The 17,570-nt window shown below is 43.3% G+C and carries 19 protein-coding genes and 1 tRNA gene; 3 read left to right on the top strand and 17 right to left on the bottom strand.

Features of this window, described 5'->3' with window-relative positions; translation table 11 throughout:
- Positions 1-6: 6 nt before the first annotated feature.
- The 4 genes from BVG16_RS24045 to BVG16_RS24030 all read right to left on the bottom strand — a co-directional run bounded on the left by BVG16_RS24045 (position 7) and on the right by BVG16_RS24030 (position 4,309).
- On the bottom strand, positions 7-837 hold the full coding sequence (locus tag BVG16_RS24045; RefSeq protein WP_078501748.1) for a carbohydrate ABC transporter permease: 831 nt from the start codon (positions 835-837) through the stop codon (positions 7-9).
- A 3-nt stretch (positions 838-840) separates the two neighbouring features.
- Positions 841-1,791, bottom strand: coding sequence for a carbohydrate ABC transporter permease (locus tag BVG16_RS24040; RefSeq protein WP_408635378.1), 951 nt, complete (start codon positions 1,789-1,791; stop codon positions 841-843).
- Between the two features lie 98 nt (positions 1,792-1,889).
- Positions 1,890-3,200: an ABC transporter substrate-binding protein gene (locus BVG16_RS24035; protein WP_078501747.1), complete on the bottom strand. Its 1,311-nt coding sequence runs from the start codon at positions 3,198-3,200 to the stop codon at positions 1,890-1,892.
- A 185-nt stretch (positions 3,201-3,385) separates the two neighbouring features.
- Complete coding sequence (locus BVG16_RS24030) at positions 3,386-4,309, bottom strand: AraC family transcriptional regulator (protein WP_078501746.1); 924 nt, start codon at positions 4,307-4,309, stop codon at positions 3,386-3,388.
- Between the two features lie 176 nt (positions 4,310-4,485).
- Between BVG16_RS24030 and BVG16_RS24025 the strand changes: the two genes are divergently transcribed.
- Positions 4,486-5,700: an acyltransferase family protein gene (locus BVG16_RS24025; RefSeq protein WP_078501745.1), complete on the top strand. Its 1,215-nt coding sequence runs from the start codon at positions 4,486-4,488 to the stop codon at positions 5,698-5,700.
- 149 nt (positions 5,701-5,849) lie between these two features.
- On the opposite strand, the gene BVG16_RS24020 is transcribed toward BVG16_RS24025, so the two are convergent.
- The 4 genes from BVG16_RS24020 to BVG16_RS24005 all read right to left on the bottom strand — a co-directional run bounded on the left by BVG16_RS24020 (position 5,850) and on the right by BVG16_RS24005 (position 8,342).
- Entirely contained in the window at positions 5,850-6,242 is a 393-nt protein-coding gene (locus BVG16_RS24020) for a GNAT family N-acetyltransferase (RefSeq protein WP_078501744.1), read from the bottom strand.
- A gap of 144 nt (positions 6,243-6,386) precedes the next feature.
- Complete coding sequence (locus BVG16_RS24015) at positions 6,387-6,956, bottom strand: GNAT family N-acetyltransferase (RefSeq protein ID WP_078501743.1); 570 nt, start codon at positions 6,954-6,956, stop codon at positions 6,387-6,389.
- 70 nt (positions 6,957-7,026) lie between these two features.
- Positions 7,027-7,194: a GyrI-like domain-containing protein gene (locus tag BVG16_RS24010; protein ID WP_269845615.1), complete on the bottom strand. Its 168-nt coding sequence runs from the start codon at positions 7,192-7,194 to the stop codon at positions 7,027-7,029.
- Positions 7,195-7,691: 497 nt separating this feature from the next.
- Entirely contained in the window at positions 7,692-8,342 is a 651-nt protein-coding gene (locus BVG16_RS24005) for a Vat family streptogramin A O-acetyltransferase (RefSeq protein WP_078501742.1), read from the bottom strand.
- A 164-nt stretch (positions 8,343-8,506) separates the two neighbouring features.
- Between BVG16_RS24005 and BVG16_RS24000 the strand changes: the two genes are divergently transcribed.
- A complete protein-coding gene (locus BVG16_RS24000; protein ID WP_078501741.1) occupies positions 8,507-8,935 on the top strand; it encodes an exosporium protein C in 429 nt (142 codons plus the stop codon).
- A 121-nt stretch (positions 8,936-9,056) separates the two neighbouring features.
- Here BVG16_RS24000 and BVG16_RS23995 read toward each other — a convergent pair whose 3' ends face one another.
- The 9 genes from BVG16_RS23995 to pdxR form a co-directional block, all read right to left on the bottom strand.
- Complete coding sequence (locus BVG16_RS23995; RefSeq protein ID WP_078501740.1) at positions 9,057-9,497, bottom strand: hypothetical protein; 441 nt, start codon at positions 9,495-9,497, stop codon at positions 9,057-9,059.
- 359 nt (positions 9,498-9,856) lie between these two features.
- Positions 9,857-9,935: transfer RNA gene (locus BVG16_RS23990), tRNA-Ala, on the bottom strand.
- Positions 9,936-9,999: 64 nt separating this feature from the next.
- The gene (locus BVG16_RS23985) at positions 10,000-10,602 is read right to left on the bottom strand and encodes an acyl-CoA-like ligand-binding transcription factor (protein ID WP_078501739.1); all 603 of its coding nucleotides are present in this window, start codon (positions 10,600-10,602) and stop codon (positions 10,000-10,002) included.
- A 96-nt stretch (positions 10,603-10,698) separates the two neighbouring features.
- Complete coding sequence (locus BVG16_RS23980) at positions 10,699-10,917, bottom strand: hypothetical protein (RefSeq protein WP_078501738.1); 219 nt, start codon at positions 10,915-10,917, stop codon at positions 10,699-10,701.
- Between the two features lie 7 nt (positions 10,918-10,924).
- On the bottom strand, positions 10,925-12,445 hold the full coding sequence (locus tag BVG16_RS23975; RefSeq protein ID WP_078501737.1) for an MFS transporter: 1,521 nt from the start codon (positions 12,443-12,445) through the stop codon (positions 10,925-10,927).
- Between the two features lie 538 nt (positions 12,446-12,983).
- The gene (locus BVG16_RS23970; protein WP_078501736.1) at positions 12,984-13,508 is read right to left on the bottom strand and encodes a VOC family protein; all 525 of its coding nucleotides are present in this window, start codon (positions 13,506-13,508) and stop codon (positions 12,984-12,986) included.
- A gap of 51 nt (positions 13,509-13,559) precedes the next feature.
- Positions 13,560-14,186 (bottom strand): type 1 glutamine amidotransferase family protein, encoded by a 627-nt coding sequence (locus BVG16_RS23965; protein ID WP_078501735.1) that lies wholly within the window; start codon positions 14,184-14,186, stop codon positions 13,560-13,562.
- Between the two features lie 112 nt (positions 14,187-14,298).
- On the bottom strand, positions 14,299-15,261 hold the full coding sequence (locus tag BVG16_RS23960) for a helix-turn-helix transcriptional regulator (RefSeq protein ID WP_078501734.1): 963 nt from the start codon (positions 15,259-15,261) through the stop codon (positions 14,299-14,301).
- Between the two features lie 36 nt (positions 15,262-15,297).
- Entirely contained in the window at positions 15,298-16,728 is a 1,431-nt protein-coding gene (gene pdxR / locus BVG16_RS23955) for a MocR-like pyridoxine biosynthesis transcription factor PdxR (RefSeq protein WP_078501733.1), read from the bottom strand.
- 216 nt (positions 16,729-16,944) lie between these two features.
- Between pdxR and BVG16_RS23950 the strand changes: the two genes are divergently transcribed.
- Entirely contained in the window at positions 16,945-17,487 is a 543-nt protein-coding gene (locus tag BVG16_RS23950) for a pyridoxamine 5'-phosphate oxidase family protein (RefSeq protein ID WP_078501732.1), read from the top strand.
- The last annotated feature ends 83 nt before the right edge of the window (positions 17,488-17,570 follow it).

Below are 17,570 nucleotides of genomic sequence, written 5' to 3'. Positions count from 1 at the left end.
CTCCAATTATTTGAACCCAGTAAACGCAGAACCGGATTGCATGAAATATTTCTGTCCGAAAAAATACAATAGAATCATCGGTATCGCCATAATCGTCGACGCTGCCATCAGCTGCTCCCACTGTGCCCCGTGATCCTGTTGAAAGCCCTGTAGGCCGACCGTTATCGTCCATTTTGCAGCATCATTCAGGTAGATGAGCGGTCCCATGAAATCGGTATACGATCCGACGAACGTAAACAGTGCTACCGTGGCCAATGCAGGCTTTAATGTTGGGAGGATGATCTGCGTGTAGATGCGGAATTCCGATGCCCCGTCAATTTTGGCCGCCTCAGACAGCTCTTTAGGAACGCCTAACAGAAATTGGCGCAGCAGAAAAATATAGAACGGCGCCCCGAAAAAAGCCCCGATCGTCAGCGGCAGGATCGTATTAACCCAGCCCAGCTTCGTAAAAATAATGTACTGCGGAATCATTTGCACTTGAGATGGCAGGATCATCGTCGCGAGAACGATGGCAAAAATAATCTTGCTCCCTACCCAAGGAATCCGTGAGATGGAATAGGCCACAAGCGGTGCAGCGAACAACTGTCCTATAATGCATATCACACAGATAACCAGCGTATTCCACATATAGCGCGGAAACGGAACCGTCTCCAAGGCCGCTTTATAATTCTCCCAATGAAACGCTTCAGGTAGAATACGCGGAGGCAGCGCAAAGATCTCATTCGACGTCTTGAGCGAAGTAAATAGGAGCCATACGAATGGAAACAGAAAGAACACCGAAAATACGATAAGCACCGTATGCGGCAGGATCTTGGTTCGCAGAATCTTAAGCGTCATCCGCTATTCACCTCCATAGTAGACCCATCGCCTGGACGTTTTCAGAAGCACGAGGGTAATGGCCATCACGATAATAAATAGAATCCAAGCCAGTGCTGAAGCGTAGCCCATCTTCAGATTCATGAACGCTTCCTGATACAGATTGACGGCATAGAACAGCAGCGATTGATCCGGTCCACCGATGGACCCGCTCACTGACTTGCCTCCGGCAAGAATATAGGACTCCGTAAAAATCTGAAACGCACCGATGAGACCCATGATGAGCTGGAATAAGATGATCGGCGATAGCGCCGGGATCGTAATCTTCCAGAAGCGGTGCCACCCGTTCGCGCCATCTACCTGAGCGGCTTCGTAATACTGCTGCGGCACCCCCTGAAGGGCTGCGAGAAAAATCAACGCACCCGCTCCAGAACCCCATAAGCCCATGAGAATGAGCGATGGCTTGGTGTATCGCGGATCCATTAACCACGCAGGATCCGGAAGACCGACCGCGCGAAGGAACATGTTGATCAGACCAAAGTCTGGATTCAGCATCCACGTCCAGAGCAGCGCACTCGCAACGATGGGAATAACGGCGGGAAGGTAGAAAATCGTGCGGTAATAATTGATGCCTTTTACCTTGAAGTTCAGCATGATCGCAATGATTAAAGAGCTGGCAAGCGAAATCGGCACCGAAATAAAGGCCATAAATAAAGTGTTGTTGATCGATTTATAGAACCTTTCGTCGGTCATAATTTGCTTGTAATTATCCAGCCCCACCCACTGTGGCGGATTGAACAAATCATACGCGGTCAAGCTGAAGTACAAGGAGCTGAAGAAGGGATACACCGTAAAGACCAGAAATCCGATAATCCATGGGGAAGCAAAAAGGAGTCCCAGCCAGAAATAGTGCCATTCCCTTCTCGTCCAACCCTTTCGCTTAACGGATAGCTTCATGGATGCAGAGTCTTTCATCGACTCGTACTCCTTTCATGGGTCTGGATCTAATTCTGCTCCCCCTAGCCAACATGGATAGGATCGCGCTGAATTAGACCCACCTTTTTCACAAGAACCTATTTGACGAGAGGCTGTATCTTATCCTTCACCTTCTTGAGCCCTTCATCGATACCGATCTTCCCTCTGAGGATTGCGTTATATTGGTCCGTGAACTCTGTCATATATTCATTCGCAAATGATGTTGCAGGGAATGAATGCAGGTTTGGACTTTGCGAATAGGCCAGGAACTCTTTGAACCCAGGTACATCGGCGTAGATCGCGTTGTTCAATAGCGATGTTCTCGTCGGCAGGTTCCCAAGTGCTGCGGTGAATTCTCCCATTTGCTCCGGTTCGGTAATCCACTTGAGGAATTTCCAAGACGCATCGGGGTTCTTCACGCCTTTCGGAATGTAGAATACGCTTGTCGTGACGTTGCCCGGATTTTTGAGACTTGGGTTATTATCATCATATGGAATCGGAGCGATGCCATAATTCAAGTTCGGTGCGAACTGCTTGATGAAGGTTGGCAGCCATTCCCCGTCGATCGTCATCGCATACTTGCCTGTGAAGAACGGATTCTGGGCGGACATATACTGACCAAGCCCAGATGAGAAGCGATCCAGCTCTTCCGATCCGAATTGATCCCATATGCCTTTGGCCAGCTGGATTGCGGATTTCACACCTGCATTGTCAGGCGTAATCTGCTTGGCATTGGCATCATAATAAGATCCGCCGAAGGCATTGGTGAAGGTATACGCATCCACCCCTGGCCACAAGCCTAACTGCTGCAGACGCCCTCCATTCTCCTTGATGCTTAGCTTCGTAATATATTCCTTCAGCTGGCTGATCGTTTCCGGAGGACCGTTGAATCCTGCTTTTGCTAAGACATCTTTGTTATAGAACAGCATGGTTGTATGCATGGCAATCGGGATCGCATACGTCTTACCGTTCGCTTGGGAAGTACTTAGAGCTGCCTTGATATAATCCTTAAGATCCACACCGTCTTTCTTGATGTAATCATCCAGCGGCATCATGGCGCCACGTTCCCCCCATGGCACGACATCCTGCCCGAAATTCGAAGCGATGTCCGGCGGATTGCCTCCCGTTATCGCGGTGAGCTGCTTCTGATAATCACTCTGCGACAGGCCTTTCACCTTGATGTCCGGATTCGCTGCATTCCACTTCGCAATGATTTTCTCAAGTGCTGCTGCTTCAGGCCCCGTCCAGCCATACCAGAAGTTGAGCTCTACAGACCCCTTGGTTGATTCACTGCCCTTTGAACCGTCTGTCTGATTGTTCGCATTTTGAGTTTCTTTTCCGGTACAGCCTGCTACGATCGAAATCATAAGAATAAGAACAAGACCCCATATCCATGGTTTTCTTTGCATGCCCGCTCCTCCTTTGATTCTTGCTAATTTCGTGCAAAACCGTAGAACCCTTACTCCCTCTTCCGCTGATAGCGACCCTCTGACTCGTATCCGCTAATGGCTATCAATTAAACACATGTTATCATGTAAGCGTTTTACTTCATTTCACTATCGTATTAGAAAATAGGATTATCGTATGATTTCCACTATTTTTGAATCGCTTGTTTGCGAAAGTGATTGGGGGATATCCCCGTGTACTTTTTGAATATTCTGCAAAAATAAGATAACTCATTAAATCCCGTCGCATAACACACATCCGTTACCGATAATACCGGACGCTGCAACAGCGTCATGGCATTGAGAATGCGCAGATCAATCAGATAGCGGTTGAAGGTCTTGCCTGTCCACTCTTTGAACAAGCTGCAGAAGGTCGACTTCGACATATTTGACATGGCACATACATGCTCCAACTTGATAGCCTCATGAACGTTTTTATGAATATGATCCACGACTCGGGTCATGATGTCCCGATACTTCTCTGATTTCTCAAAGCCGGCTCTGACTACGTCTCCATTCACTTGACGAATGATGATTGATAACATGACCATCAGATTAGCTTTCAATACCATTTGAAAGAACGGCGTACGTCGCTCATACTCACTTAGCATTTCTAGCATCAGATTTCGAATTCTTCCTTCCGTTACACCATCTAAAGCAATCTGCGATTGCGCGGTACAGTCGGTGTGCAAGAAGTGTTCTAAATAGCCGACATCGAAAAACGTTGGATCCATCGACTTATCGTCAAATCGCTCGTTAATGAAAGCAGGCATAAATTCGCAACCCATGATCTCTAGCTCTTGATCACTCAGGACATTTATGCTGTGTAATGTAAAAGGGGCTACAACGAACAGACTGCCTTTCGTGATGGTATATTGTCTGCTGTTCACCGTATGCTTGAATTCACCTTTGGACACATACCATATCTGAAAGTAATCATGAAAATGGGTCCACAAGCTATGAAGGCTGTTCAATTTGTACATCTTGCAATGCAAATCCTCCAGCATCTCGAGCTTCGAGTTAAAATAAATGACCCCTGAACGCGTTAATTTCTCTATATCTAACGGTCTCATATTGGATGCGAACCCCCTTATCGTCATTTCAAGCTAAAAAGATCCCCTCTCAAATCACATCAGAGCAGTACTTCTTTTCAGTCTCTCTCCATAATTATCCTATACAACACTTGCAATTTGAACTATCATATTTGAAACCCTATCATTCCTTATTAAATAAAGGAGTTGAGCTTGCTATGACATCCAAAATCGGTTATTTAGACGGTTTACGCGGATTGGCGGCATGTGTCGTGGTTGTATCTCACTTTTTTCAAGTGTTTGCCCCGTCTGTCTTTGAAGGCAGGCCGGAGATTGAACACTTCGCCTTCGAGAGCTTCGCTGCGCGCACACCGGTCAACTTGTTGTTTAACGGTAATTTTTCGGTCTGCTTGTTTTTTGTCTTGAGCGGGTACGTGCTAAGCTATCGCTATTTTCGAACAAAAGATCCTCTCCCTGTGTACTCCTCAGCCCTGCGAAGATATTTTCGATTGGCCATGCCTGCCGTGCTGTCCGTTTTAATTGCCTACCTCATCATGATCTTCGGGTTCGGGTACTACGATGATATTCGCAGCACAACCTTATCTTCGATGCCTGATCCTTTTATAGCAAGTACCAGCTTCCTCCTCATGGCCAAAGAGGCCTTGTTCCATACCTTCTTCACTTATGGCTCCGCTTATAACCCCGTGCTATGGACCATGACGTATGAGTTGTTCGGTTCCTTCCTGATCTTCGGATTTCTGCTGCTTGTGGGGAGACTTAAGCTTCGGTTCTTCATCTATGCGATTCTCGTCTGGGTGTTCATTGATTCGTACTATCTGGGGTTTGTGCTCGGCATGCTGCTCAGTGACTTGATGTATAGCGGCCGGAATTGGCTCGCCTCCATCCAGCGCCCGTGGGTAAACCTCTTGCTACTCACCGTAGGGCTTTACTTGGGTTCCTATCCCTATGTGGGTATTGAGGGGACGATCTATTCCGTTCTCGTGTGGAAGTCATCGGCAGGGTTTTCGTTCTTTGTGTTTTATCATATATTAGGTTCCTTCCTAATTCTAATCGCCTTGCTGAATTCATCCCGTATGAAGGCGCTATTCAGCCGCAGGCTGTTCTCGTACCTAGGAAGAGTATCCTTCTCGCTCTATCTCGTACATTTTACGATCATCTGCTCCTTAGGCAGCTTTATTTTTTACCAGCTTGATACACTGCTCCCGTATTCTATTAGCGTAGCCCTTACGGTGCTGATCACGACACCCATCATATTCGCGATAGCCCATCTGTTCTATCGATTTGTGGATGCCACTACACTCGCTGTACTCGCGCGATGGAGCAAGCGAATGTTCGAACCTATATCGAACCGAAGAAAGGGACGCGCTTTACAGGAAGAAGAAGTTAAGAAACATATACAAGTGAAAGGATAATTAGTTTCAAGAGGAACGAACCCCTTCCTTCGCAAAAGAAAAAAATTTCCAAAGAGCTTTAACAGAGCATTTTAAAAAAATAAAAGCCCAAGCGTTATGTCCGCTTGGGTACGAATAGATATTTCAGTATTGACGAAAAGATAATGGATTTAAGCCATTTTCATTCCAACTGCAAAAACTTTAAAGTTCATATTTTCATAGTACGACACTAACTCTTCTTCACAAAAAAATTGTAGATGCAAGTTGTCTCTTTTACAATGCTCCACCAGTAACCGGGTAATTTCAGTTCCAATCCCTTTACTTCTATAATCAGAGTGAATCCCTAGGCCGCATAAGTAAGCATTGATGATCCCATCCGATACTATTCTTCCAGTACCGATTAGGCGGTTTCCATGATATGCATAAATAACGTACCAGCTTTGTTTCATGGCGGTCAGCAGCTGATCTTTATCTAGTCCTAAATATTTATTCCAATCAAGATTCTCGTACAGCTCATATATGCTATCATTTGTCGGTAGTTCTGTAACATATTGTATTTCCATAAGAATCCCCTTAATCCAATGATATGGTTTATTCGAGCTTAAATGAGTAGTGGATATGACTCCACAGCGGGAATACGATGTTATTAAAATTGGTTGTTCATTTTCTCTTCCAATGTCATTTTTGCTCCATGATCTCTTTCTCGATTATTTTATATAATCTTCTCTTAATATACTGTACATTTCTAAATCGACAATTCCTTTACCTGCCCATAGTGCTGCTTGTCTTAACATTCCTTCTTTGATGAAGCCATTCTTCAGCAATACCTTCTTTGAATTCTCATTCAAAGGCATCACTGCTGCCTGAATTCTGTTTATATTGACATCCATAAGCAAAAATTCGAGCAATATTTTCACCGCTTCAGTAGCAACACCTTTTCCCCAATGGGATTCCGCCAAAAAGTAGCCTATGGTCACCATATTCACTTTTTGATTGAAATCGAAGGCTTCAATAATTCCAAGTAACTGATCGACATCATTATTGGCGAATATCCCCCACTTAACCCTTGACCTTTTATTATAATCTCTCTCGAAATGCCCTATCATGTTTTTCACAGTATCTTTATTATGTTTGGGTATAATGCCGCAGTATTCAAACACGTTGTCATTGTTATAGATTTCAAAAATGCCGTCAAGATGATGATCTTCAATCTTTTTCAATACGAAATCATCTGACTTTAAGTTAGGAAACCGCTCAAAAGCTGCTTCTAAGTTCATTCCACATCGCTCCATATTTTCTTTTTTATTGGAATATCTTTAAGCTAAATGATTTTCCTTCGTCATTTTTTTATATTCTCTTCTTGATCGGTATGTATAAATCGACTTTGCATTTCCCTTCCTTATCAGTAAATGGATCATTCATGCAGAATTCGAGGCATGGTCTATCATCGGCATCATACTCACTATTAGGCAGCCATAAGCCGAATAAAGTCCAGAGGACTTTTCGGCACTTTATTTTTTTGGGTGATCTCGTTTCGTAGAAGAAAAATCAATTTAAAACGATCTATTTCAATGATGAAGATGAATGCAGTTTACTATGTTATTAAAATCCAGTACAGGTGGGGAAAAAGTACTTGTGGTGGTGCTATATTGGATAAATCCACTAACTTCGCCGTCTTCAGTGCGATTTCGCACGCTATACTGGATAAATCCAATAGAATGTGCTGAAAATGCCTCTAAAATGCTGATTTCCCCCCTCTATATTGGAAACGTCCAGTATAGGTGCGCGTTTTAGTGTTGGTAGTGAAGCTATGTTGGATAAATCCATTTTAGGTACGTGAATTCCCATGATAGATGAATAACAAGACTCATCTGTGATGAAAAAAATCGAGGAAAACTTGCTTGTTTAGAATGAAGGCACTTTTTTACGTGCTCTCCAAAAAAACGGGGATTTCTCGACAGCCTGAGAGTTCGAGAATCTTTTATAGATTCTCGAACCCTTTTGCTTATTCTTTACTCTTCATTCAATAGCTTCTTGAGTGTGGCCATATCGTTAACCGATACTAATTGCTCAAGATTTTCAAATATCTTTTTCTCATCCCAGTTCCACCATTGAAGCTCCAACAATAACGTAATCATCTCATCACTGAAACGCTTCTTAATCACATTTGCAGGATTACCGCCAACAATCGTATAGGGTTCAACGTTTTTTACAACCGTTGAGTTCGAAGCAACAATTGCACCGTCACCAATTTGTACTCCCGGCATAATCGTGACATTTTGGCCCAGCCATACATCATTGCCAATCAAAGTATCACCTTTGAAAGGCAACTCCTCTTTCGTTGGCGTGACCTTTTCCCAACCTCCAGCGAAAATATTGAAAGGATATGTGGTAAAACCATCCATCCGATGATTAGCACCATTCATAATAAAAGTAACCCCTTCAGCTATAGCACAGAACTTTCCGATAATCAGCTTATCACCTAAAAATTCATAATGATGCTGAATATGGTCATAGAAATTCTCTGGTGAGTTTGTATTATCGCTGTAATATGTATAATCGCCAATCTCAACATTTGGCCTGCTTGGTAGATTTTTAATGTAACAAACGGTTCTTATGTTTTCATTTGGATATAGCTTATTTTTATCCGGAGCTATCGTCATGCTTACACTTCCTCTCTAAACCATTATGGACCTTACCCAATTATACCAATTTTGAAAAATTTACTCGAGAATTAATTGACACATCTCATTTATTGATCAATCGTCCAATCACTCTCCTTTTGCCCAACATACTTTGAGAATATCAAACAAGAGGAGATGATTTTTTGGTACGTATTCTCGATAAAGCTGCCGTTCAGCCACGTCGTAAATTCAACTTAGCGACGTCATTCATTATCAGACGTTCACCGGCTAGGTCTCGCCTAGCAACCATTCGAATAAGAATACCCGCTGTGAATGCTCAACCTAATCGGGTTGAACTAGTAGCAACTATTGGTGTCCAGGGAGTTACCGCTATTGCTCAAATCCTCTTCAGAATCTTCCGTGACGGAATAGAGATTTTCAATACACAACAAGGTATTGAATCAGCTGCTTCTGAACAAAACTACGCTATCACATTTCAAGCGATCGATAGTAATGTAAAATCAGGTAATCATGTCTACACCGTAACCGCAGAAAACCTAACCGCAAATGCCAGAGCTGATGTTGTTGGTCCGATTTCTTTTAGTGGGCTAGCCGTTCAAACGAGAACCTAAATTAGAATTTTCCCCACCTGAATAAGGTACTTTTTTAACCTGATAGTCATCAATACAAAAAACCCCCACAAATAGGATGTGGGGGTATTACTAATTCATTATAAATTAAAGCACAACCAAATCAATCTGAGGCTCTATTCAGTGACCTGTTTACCCACCAATAATTAAACTCGAATATGGCAAATACACCAACTACGAGTGCCACAAGACTAACAGCCCATATTCCCATCAACGTCATCATAAACAAGGTTCCATCCGTCACAATCAGATAAACGCTCCCAATTACCCAGAGAAAGTCCACCACAGAAAAGATAAGCACAAACCTAGGTGGAATGAATTTCAGTTTTACCGTCCAAAAAACAAAGACTACAAAAACTACAAGAAAAATCCCCACTTCGACTAGCGCAGATGAATGATCCAGGCCCGTTAAGGTTGCCACGAAATGTGAGAAGAAGATCAAAATGAGCCCCAATGCCCCCGTAGAGAAACCATTCGCTAACAAAACATAGCGTATAATTCTCTCATTCTTCACGCTTTCTTCTGCGTGTAACTTTTGATTCATGGATTGACACCTCAATTTTCGTAAGGATAAATGTCTGAAGCCGATCATTACGCTGAAAAAGAAAATCGCTCTCTAACCCAAGTCGACCTCCCGCAATAAGGGCGACGGCAAAAGCCAATGTGTAGCCTGTGATGATCAACTGAGCGGGCTGGATTGCTTGCTATTGCTGATGGACGCTGGAAAAGCCAGATTTGATTACAGGGGACATCGAATCACACTCCATTTCTTGACACCGTAGCTGATTGACAACAACCAAGATGTTTCTTTAAAATGTGAGAGACAGATCTGTCTCTTTGTTTATTATGATACAGACAGATCTGTCTCATGTCAAAGAATATTTTCCATATTTTGAATACCTGGGGGGCCAAGGGGGTTTGAACCCCTGACCTCATTGCTGCCAGCGATGCGCTCTCCCACACTTGTCGATTACGCTGCCCCATTCGATCGAGAAGTACACATCACACATTAAGAGAGCAAGACGAAGAATTGAGCTTCACGGGTTTTATCCTATGAGCAGGCCTTTCTCCACTACTTCTAAAGCTTCATCCAATAATTTAGAAAACTCTGATTTGGTAACCTCAGCACTATATTCCATTAACGATATATTTACCCCAACGATCACCCCGGCAAAGGTTCGTACTGCCAGATCCTCAGAATGGCTACCTACTCGTTTGGCGACAATCTGTGTTAACAGTTGCATAAACTTAGTGTAATTATTCAGCGCTGCCGCGCGCAGCTCCGGGACCGTCATGATCAGTTGATTTCGCTGACGTGTTGTTTCCCACTCATCGTCAGTCATCTCGATAATTTCCGATATCATTGCATTCCGAACGGCCTGTAGTGGACTCAACTCCGCCGGTTGGTTTTCAAGTGCAGCGACAAGAAGAGGATCATAATTGTCGGTTAATACCACGTCCTCTTTTGTTGCAAAATAACGAAAAAATGTACTCGGAGAGATTTCTGCAGCTTCAGCAATTTGATCAACCGTTGTTGCATGATAACCTTTTTCTCTAAAAAGGCTTAATGCATGCATCTGAACATTGGCCATCGTTTTCGCTTTTTTTCTCTCACGCAATCCGACTTTTTGTTTCGTACCTTCAGACATTCTATCACACTCCTAACCAAGTCCAATCAAACTCGAAACTGTGACTTCAAGGTTATTTTCATCTAAATTAGAGTCAATGTCAACTTACACTCAAGTTCATAAACCATCAACTCTCACTGATCTCAGATCAAAAATGAGAAACAAAATTCCGATTCCTTGCGATATCGCACCGCGTTCGGAAGTAAGCCAAGACGTTAGCGCGTAACCTATTCCCATAAATCCGAGAATAATCAACAGACCAGCTGCCATAACGCTGCTTACAGCTACAACGTTATTCATCATGTATAAACTTTTGGTCCGCAATTGATATGACACAACTAAACTATTCCTTAGCTTCAAGACTCGTCCTGGAGTTTTCACTATCTACTGGACGTACTTTTAAAAAACTTAAGGTAAAAACAATACCAACAACCACAGCTCCTACACATCCCCATAACATATTGTCCATGCCGCCGACAAAAGATGTTTTAACGGAATGAACAAGAGAATCTGAACCGATTTGACGCGCAGCCATCATACCAGCAGACACATTTCGCTGCGCAATTTCAGTTGCTTCTACAGGCCAGTCTTCCATGTTTAGATGATTGCGATAACCAGCGTTCAAAATAGCCCCTAGAAGTGCAACCCCCAACGTTCCTCCAACCTGTCTCATAGCCATAAGAAGTGCCGATCCTACACCGCTTCTTTCGGGTGTAAGTGCCGAAATCGCTTCATCCATCGCAGCCGGAAGTGCTAATCCAATGCCAAGTCCAACTGCAGAAATCCAAATGGAAGCAAAGCCATATCCGGTCGATATATCTGTGGCACTCCCAATTGCCAACCCAATTCCAAGCAGTACGGATCCGAAGATAATCGCCGTCCTGGTCCCGAAGCGCGACTGCAGAGCATCGGATATTGGCGTTCCAATCAATAGCCCGATCACTAGCGGCAAAAGTCTCAAACCGGCGCTCAACGCGTCTACTTCTAACACGACCTGAAGATATTGAGGCAAAGCGAACAATACGCCGAATAGTGCAAAAGAGATGATAGAACCAATTAGTGTTCCGCCTGTAAAACTTCGAGATCGAAATAACGATGGATCAACCAAAGGATGAGTGGTTCGGGTCTGATAGACAACAAAGCACATTAAAAGAAGCAAGCCCGCAAGTACTCCAATTATTGAAAATGCATTGGCCCAACCTCTTTCACCCGCTTCAATAACACCATACGTTAAAACTATCAACCCCGTGCTAGAAATCAACACCCCCCGTAAATCGATAGGGCGATGTTCCTCGCTCCGTGTTTCAGGCAAAAGGAAGGATACTGCCAATATTGCTGCAATAACTAGTGGAAGATTGATGATAAACACAGAACCCCACCAATAGTGGTTAAGGAGCCAACCCCCAAGTATAGGACCAAGCGGTATTCCGACCGCATTGGCCATCATCCAAACTGCAATTGCTTTTGGCCTTTCCTTTTCCGAAAACATCACTGGAATAATAGCCATGGACAAAGGCACGATCAAGGAGGCACCTAAGCCAAGAAAGACACGCGCTGTTATGAGTTCCCATGGCGATGCGGCATACGCGCACGCAAGAGAGGCTGCACCAAAAAGGAGCAATCCGACAAGAAGCATCTTCTTGCGCCCTATTCTATCCCCCAGCATCCCCATCGGTAGCAGCATTGCAGCAAAAACAAGATTATAACCGTTGGCAAACCATTGAAGCTCGGCATTTGTTGCTTGAATATCTTTGGCTAAAATCGGCAAAGCCAAATTTAAAATCGTCATGTCCAGTCCGACAGCAAGAATCCCAAACGCAAGCGAAGCCAGTACCCACCATCTTTGTCGAAATTGCGATTTCATTAATAAAGCACCCTTTCCCATTTTGGTATTAACTTTCATTTAGTAGTATATGCATTTTGAATGTAACTGTCAATATTTTAGTTTCAAGTATTCAATGATGCAGATGACTTTGAAAATGTGATGATTGACGCGACGTAGGTGCAACGTTCTTGTGATTGGTGGCTTTATAATATAATGCTTTTTTATCTTTAGTCTCCATCATGCTATGAGTGACTTAGGTTTGAACTATGGAGAGCGCAAGAAAACTCGCGAGATTGCCAAGAACATGCTCTCAATGGGGTTTAAACTGACCGCTTTATAAAGAGGAGTTGGACCGAAGCATAATAATCGCCTTGCCCTTTTGTTTAAGGACAAGGCGATTACTTTTTTTATCGTGTAACGCGATGCTCTGGAGTTCTATCAAGACACTAGAAATTATAGATTTTTCTCCAAAAAAAAATCGCCAAACACTCGAAATTCTGAATGGAGTCATGCATATCCGTTGGCATACCATTTCCATTAGAATGGCTCCAGCCTTCGTTCTGAACAGTTATTGCATTTATTCCCCACTAAAACTTTTGGCCCATTCAGCAACCCTCCGACTACTCTCTTCTTCTGACAAATCCTCAATCCTAGTCATAATAGACCATCTTACTCCAAAAGGATCCAATATACTTCCGAATCGATCACCTGAAACAAAACTTATAACCGGTTCCCTTACTTTTGCTCCTCTTGCTACCGCATTTTCAATTACCTGATCAACATGAATTACATAAATTCCTAAAGAATAACACGCATTGTCTTCATCTGGCGGCAAGACCAAGTTATATGCCGGATTCGCTGCTCCCAGCTGCAAAAAACCATTTCCAAAATCTAATTCCGCATGAGCAATTATTTTATCCCCATTTCCATCAGGATACTCAGTAATATCCTTAACCCTTGCATTGAAAACAGTTTTATAGAACTCTATTGCCTCAGAAGGATTCTTCACTGTTATAAATGGGGTAATAGATGTACAGCCGTTGGGTGTTCCATTCTTTGTATATTTACCTGACACTCCCATATATTCTCTGCTTTCATTCATTGTTACTCCTCCTTTAAATGATCATAACCTATCAATTTTATGCTTATACCTTCATTGGATTGAATTCATCAACTCATAGAAATACTTGGATTCATGCGTCTTATGAAGACCATACCAGGCATCTAATGTTTTTGAAGAAAACACACCCAGAGCTTTCAAGACGTGTACAGAAAATTCCAACGGAGCTATTCCAGATGCAGTGATCAGTTTTCCATCAGTTACAGCAGACTCCATTTTGTAATACTTTTCGCCCGTGTACGTGGGACAGGTCATTTTAAGGTATTCCAGATCATTGCTTGTATGCCAACGTGAATCCAGCAATCCTGTCTGGGCAAGTGCCATTGTAGCACCACAAATCGCTGCAACCAATATCCCTTCCTTTACACACCTCTGGGCGATTTTTAAGATGGGTTGGTGAATTGTTTCTGTCCATGTATCTCCACCGGGTAAAATCAATGTATCTGTGCTTGCAATGCTGCACTCATCCAGTTTGATGTCAGGCAATATTTTCAATCCGCCCATTGTAGTTACAGGAGTCTTTTCAATTCCCACGGTCACTATTTTTGATGGGGCCAGCCCCTTTTTATAATATCTTCCCGAGTTCAGTTCGGCCGTTAAGCAACCTATTTCCCAGTCTGCCATCGTGTCAAACACATAAAGATATACCGTATTACTCATTTGCAAGTTCTCCTTATTTTCAATTCATCAAGTGATACCAACCATCCATCGGTAATCCATGATTATCATCATTATAAAATAGCTTCACTGACATCTACTGTCAGTGAAGCTATTAAAGTTGATAATATTCCATTAACTCCGACGCAACAGCAACAAGTTTTTCCTTCAAACTCTGTGGTTCGATGACTTGAATGGATTTCCCGTAGGATAGGAGAAAATAAGGGACATATATATGAATTGATTTTTCCTCAAGTAAAAAGATGGCTTGATTGGATGTCCGCTCTTTCAGATGATGCCCCAAAAACCAATGCAGGCATAAGTCATCCAATGCCTCTGACCTGCCTCCGATAATTAAAGAAATTAACCCGTCCTTGCCCACTAAATTAGGTAACAGATTTTGCATAAAAAATTCACGGGCCGAAAAAGCTTCGGGACGCTTAAATAGAATTTGAGTACGCTTGATTTGTAGAATCCGATCTGTCCGAAAGCTGCGGATCTCATTCCTTAGGTGGCAAAATGCAACAACATACCATTTATTGTTCCAATAAACGATTCCATAGGGGTCTATCACCCTATTCTTAGGTTGTTCTTCACGGCTTGTGCGATAATCAATTTCTACAGAGAATTCGTGTGCTACAGCCTGCTCCAATTCCGCCAATTCCGGCTGAACAGAAGGGTCGCCCATGCGGTTTATAACTTCAAATCCGGCTAATTGACGGCTAAGTATACTTTCCTGCTCTTGATTCGAATACATTTTCAATTTTGAAGTCGCATTGTCTAATGCCTCACTCAAAGGGTATCCGGCTTCTTTTGCAAAAACAGCAGCATGAAGGAGTGCCTTTTTTTCTTCCATATCAAATAGCAGAGGTGCTCTGATAAAATTATTCAGCAAGCTATATCCGCCATGATGACCTGTGTCGGATATTATAGGCACTCCACTGGCACATAGTGCATCAATATACCGATAAACTGTCCTTATATTTATTTCTAACTTTTCGGATATTTGTTTTGCAGTCATTTTCCCGCCCGAATTCAGCATCCATAGAATGGCCAGCATATTATCGTTTTTTGGCATAACACGCCCCCTCATCTTTTATTAAACCTCAATATTTTATAAGATCAACTCCGCGAGACGATGAATCCCCTGCTCAATCGATGCTTCATCTACTTTTGCAAACCCCAGCACCCATCCCTTTCTTTTGCTTTCCAAACAATAAGGTCCTAGAGGATACACACGTATTCCCTTTTGAAGGGCTAACTCTGTCACCGTTTCTTCGTCGTATGACTCTTCAGCTTCAAGTAACATATGCAATCCCGTTTCTACTCCACTTAGCGTGAATCGCTCCCCTAAGCCACTAGCCATAATAGCCTTTGTCATGGCTTCGTGTCTTCGTCGGTACACATTTCTGACTCTTCTCATATGGCGCATAAAATGCCCATTCTTGATGAAGTGAGTTAGTGTTAGCTGATCCATAATCGGAAGATGACGGTAAGTCAGCTCCTGTACCCTAGCTAATTGAGCAATTGCCTCGACAGATCCAACGATAGCCGAAATACGAATGCCTGGAGCTATCATTTTCGAAAAACTCATGAGGTACAAGGTATTATTAGGTTCCTGGCTAATCAGCGTTGGAAGCGGCTCCCCACGATATCGAAATTCACTATCATAATCGTCCTCAATGATCCAAGATTGTTCTTGAACGGCCTTATGCAGCAATTGTTGCCTACGCGGCTCCGACATAACGACCCCGACCGCGCACTGGTGCGAAGGGGTCACAAAGGTCAGTTTGGATTGTGGGTGAATACACTCAACCACAAGACCATACTCGTCGACGGGAACGGGCACCACGTTCATACGCCGATATTTCATCGCCATCCAGGCAGCTGGAAAACCGGGATCTTCTACAGAGACAGTGTCCCCATCAGATAAAAGCGATTGTGCGATTAAGTCAATGCTGTGCTGCGCTCCCGAGGTCAACAGAATCTGATTTGTTTGGATATGAATACCTCGTTCAAGTGATAAGTAACGCTGAATTTGCTCCCGTAATGGTGTGAAACCATAGGGATTCCCGTAAGCCCAGCTTGATAAATCCATTTCAGCGGATGCGCGAAGAAGCGATTGTCGCCAGTTCTTTTGAAATTGTCCATCCAAATAGGGTTCATGGGGACTAAAATCAATTTCCACTTTTCGCTGTTCTTTGCCTCTGAACCAGTCATGTAATTGATCGACTGCCGAGTTCAACAAGGGAAGTGACGGGGGGATGGGGCCATCTGTTATGATTTCCTTCGTTGACTCAGTGACTTGCTTCCATTTACTAACTCGCGTTCCTCCTCGGCGAGATGTAACCGTATAACCTCGACTTAGCAATTCCTCATAGACGATCTGTATTGTTGACCGAGAGACGCCTACCATGTGAGCAAGTTCGCGGGAAGGAATCAGCAATTCTCCTGGCGCCCAGATTCCGCTAGTAATATTATGAATCGCCTGATCAAGCAATTGCTGCCAGATCGGTCTCTTATCATTACGATTTACTTTCATCATCGTGCACACCTCCAAATAGAAGCTTCAACCAAATATGAATTATGGATTGCCCGAAACCGTGATGTTTGGATATTTATGCACAATCCATTCACTGCTATACTACCTTAATAATGCTGGCATTTGCAACAAGGTCGTTGCCGCATTCTAGAAGAGTATTGGGATTAAGAGCATGTGGAATGGATGAATATCTTATGTGTGAAAAGGAGAGATTTTGAAATGGATTCAGTTCGTTACAAGATCAGGGAATGCCAGGATCAAGAGAAAATCGAAAGTTTCCTGCACCAAGCCAGAATTGGGTATCTTGGGTTGGTTGATGGGAACCTGCCTTATGTTGTACCGCTTAATTATGTATGGACTGAGGGGAAGCTCTATTTTCACGGGGCTGGAGATGGTAGACGTAATCAGGTCATGAGTAATAATCCAGAGGTATGTTTTACGGTATGTGAGGAATACGGAACCATTACGGATCCGGTTCCTGCCAGAACGGATACGGCTTATATGAGCGTCATGATATTTGGAAAAGCAGAGCCGATCACAGATTTGGATGAAGCCACCCATGTACTTCAGGAAATGATCAATAAATATGTACCTGGCTATTATAACCGGCCCTTGCCCAAGCAGCATGTGGAAAAGTATAGGTCGGCTGTATTCGGTGGGCCGGTTCAAGTTTGCCGGGTAATTCCGCACCATGTGACGGCAAAAGAAAGTCCTATTGAAGCAGAAAAAATGTATAGAACGGGCATGAATAAAGTTGATTGATGTTGCCTTGGGTGAGGGAGGATTTCCGGAACCTCTATTGGAAAAATTGTAATAGAGGGTTTCTGATCATTAAGCGGTAGATT

The sequence above is a fragment of the Paenibacillus selenitireducens genome, assembly GCF_002021565.1.
Classification (GTDB): Bacteria; Bacillota; Bacilli; order Paenibacillales; family Paenibacillaceae; genus Paenibacillus_K; species Paenibacillus_K selenitireducens.
The sequence above is the reverse complement of the archived record's forward strand: the minus strand, read 5'-3'. Positions and strand labels throughout refer to the sequence as shown.

Bases quoted from the DNA above. Each gene is read 5' to 3' on its own strand.
- BVG16_RS24045 (WP_078501748.1), bottom strand. From the start codon at position 837: ATGACGCTTAAGATTCTGCGAACCAAGATCCTGCCGCATACGGTGCTT.
- BVG16_RS24040 (WP_408635378.1), bottom strand. From the start codon at position 1,791: ATGAAAGACTCTGCATCCATGAAGCTATCCGTTAAGCGAAAGGGTTGG.
- BVG16_RS24035 (WP_078501747.1), bottom strand. From the start codon at position 3,200: ATGCAAAGAAAACCATGGATATGGGGTCTTGTTCTTATTCTTATGATT.
- BVG16_RS24030 (WP_078501746.1), bottom strand. From the start codon at position 4,309: ATGAGACCGTTAGATATAGAGAAATTAACGCGTTCAGGGGTCATTTAT.
- BVG16_RS24025 (WP_078501745.1), top strand. From the start codon at position 4,486: ATGACATCCAAAATCGGTTATTTAGACGGTTTACGCGGATTGGCGGCA.
- BVG16_RS24020 (WP_078501744.1), bottom strand. From the start codon at position 6,242: ATGGAAATACAATATGTTACAGAACTACCGACAAATGATAGCATATAT.
- BVG16_RS24015 (WP_078501743.1), bottom strand. From the start codon at position 6,956: ATGAACTTAGAAGCAGCTTTTGAGCGGTTTCCTAACTTAAAGTCAGAT.
- BVG16_RS24005 (WP_078501742.1), bottom strand. From the start codon at position 8,342: ATGACGATAGCTCCGGATAAAAATAAGCTATATCCAAATGAAAACATA.
- BVG16_RS23995 (WP_078501740.1), bottom strand. From the start codon at position 9,497: ATGAATCAAAAGTTACACGCAGAAGAAAGCGTGAAGAATGAGAGAATT.
- BVG16_RS23985 (WP_078501739.1), bottom strand. From the start codon at position 10,602: ATGTCTGAAGGTACGAAACAAAAAGTCGGATTGCGTGAGAGAAAAAAA.
- BVG16_RS23975 (WP_078501737.1), bottom strand. From the start codon at position 12,445: ATGAAATCGCAATTTCGACAAAGATGGTGGGTACTGGCTTCGCTTGCG.
- BVG16_RS23970 (WP_078501736.1), bottom strand. From the start codon at position 13,508: ATGAATGAAAGCAGAGAATATATGGGAGTGTCAGGTAAATATACAAAG.
- BVG16_RS23965 (WP_078501735.1), bottom strand. From the start codon at position 14,186: ATGAGTAATACGGTATATCTTTATGTGTTTGACACGATGGCAGACTGG.
- BVG16_RS23960 (WP_078501734.1), bottom strand. From the start codon at position 15,261: ATGCCAAAAAACGATAATATGCTGGCCATTCTATGGATGCTGAATTCG.
- pdxR (WP_078501733.1), bottom strand. From the start codon at position 16,728: ATGATGAAAGTAAATCGTAATGATAAGAGACCGATCTGGCAGCAATTG.
- BVG16_RS23950 (WP_078501732.1), top strand. From the start codon at position 16,945: ATGGATTCAGTTCGTTACAAGATCAGGGAATGCCAGGATCAAGAGAAA.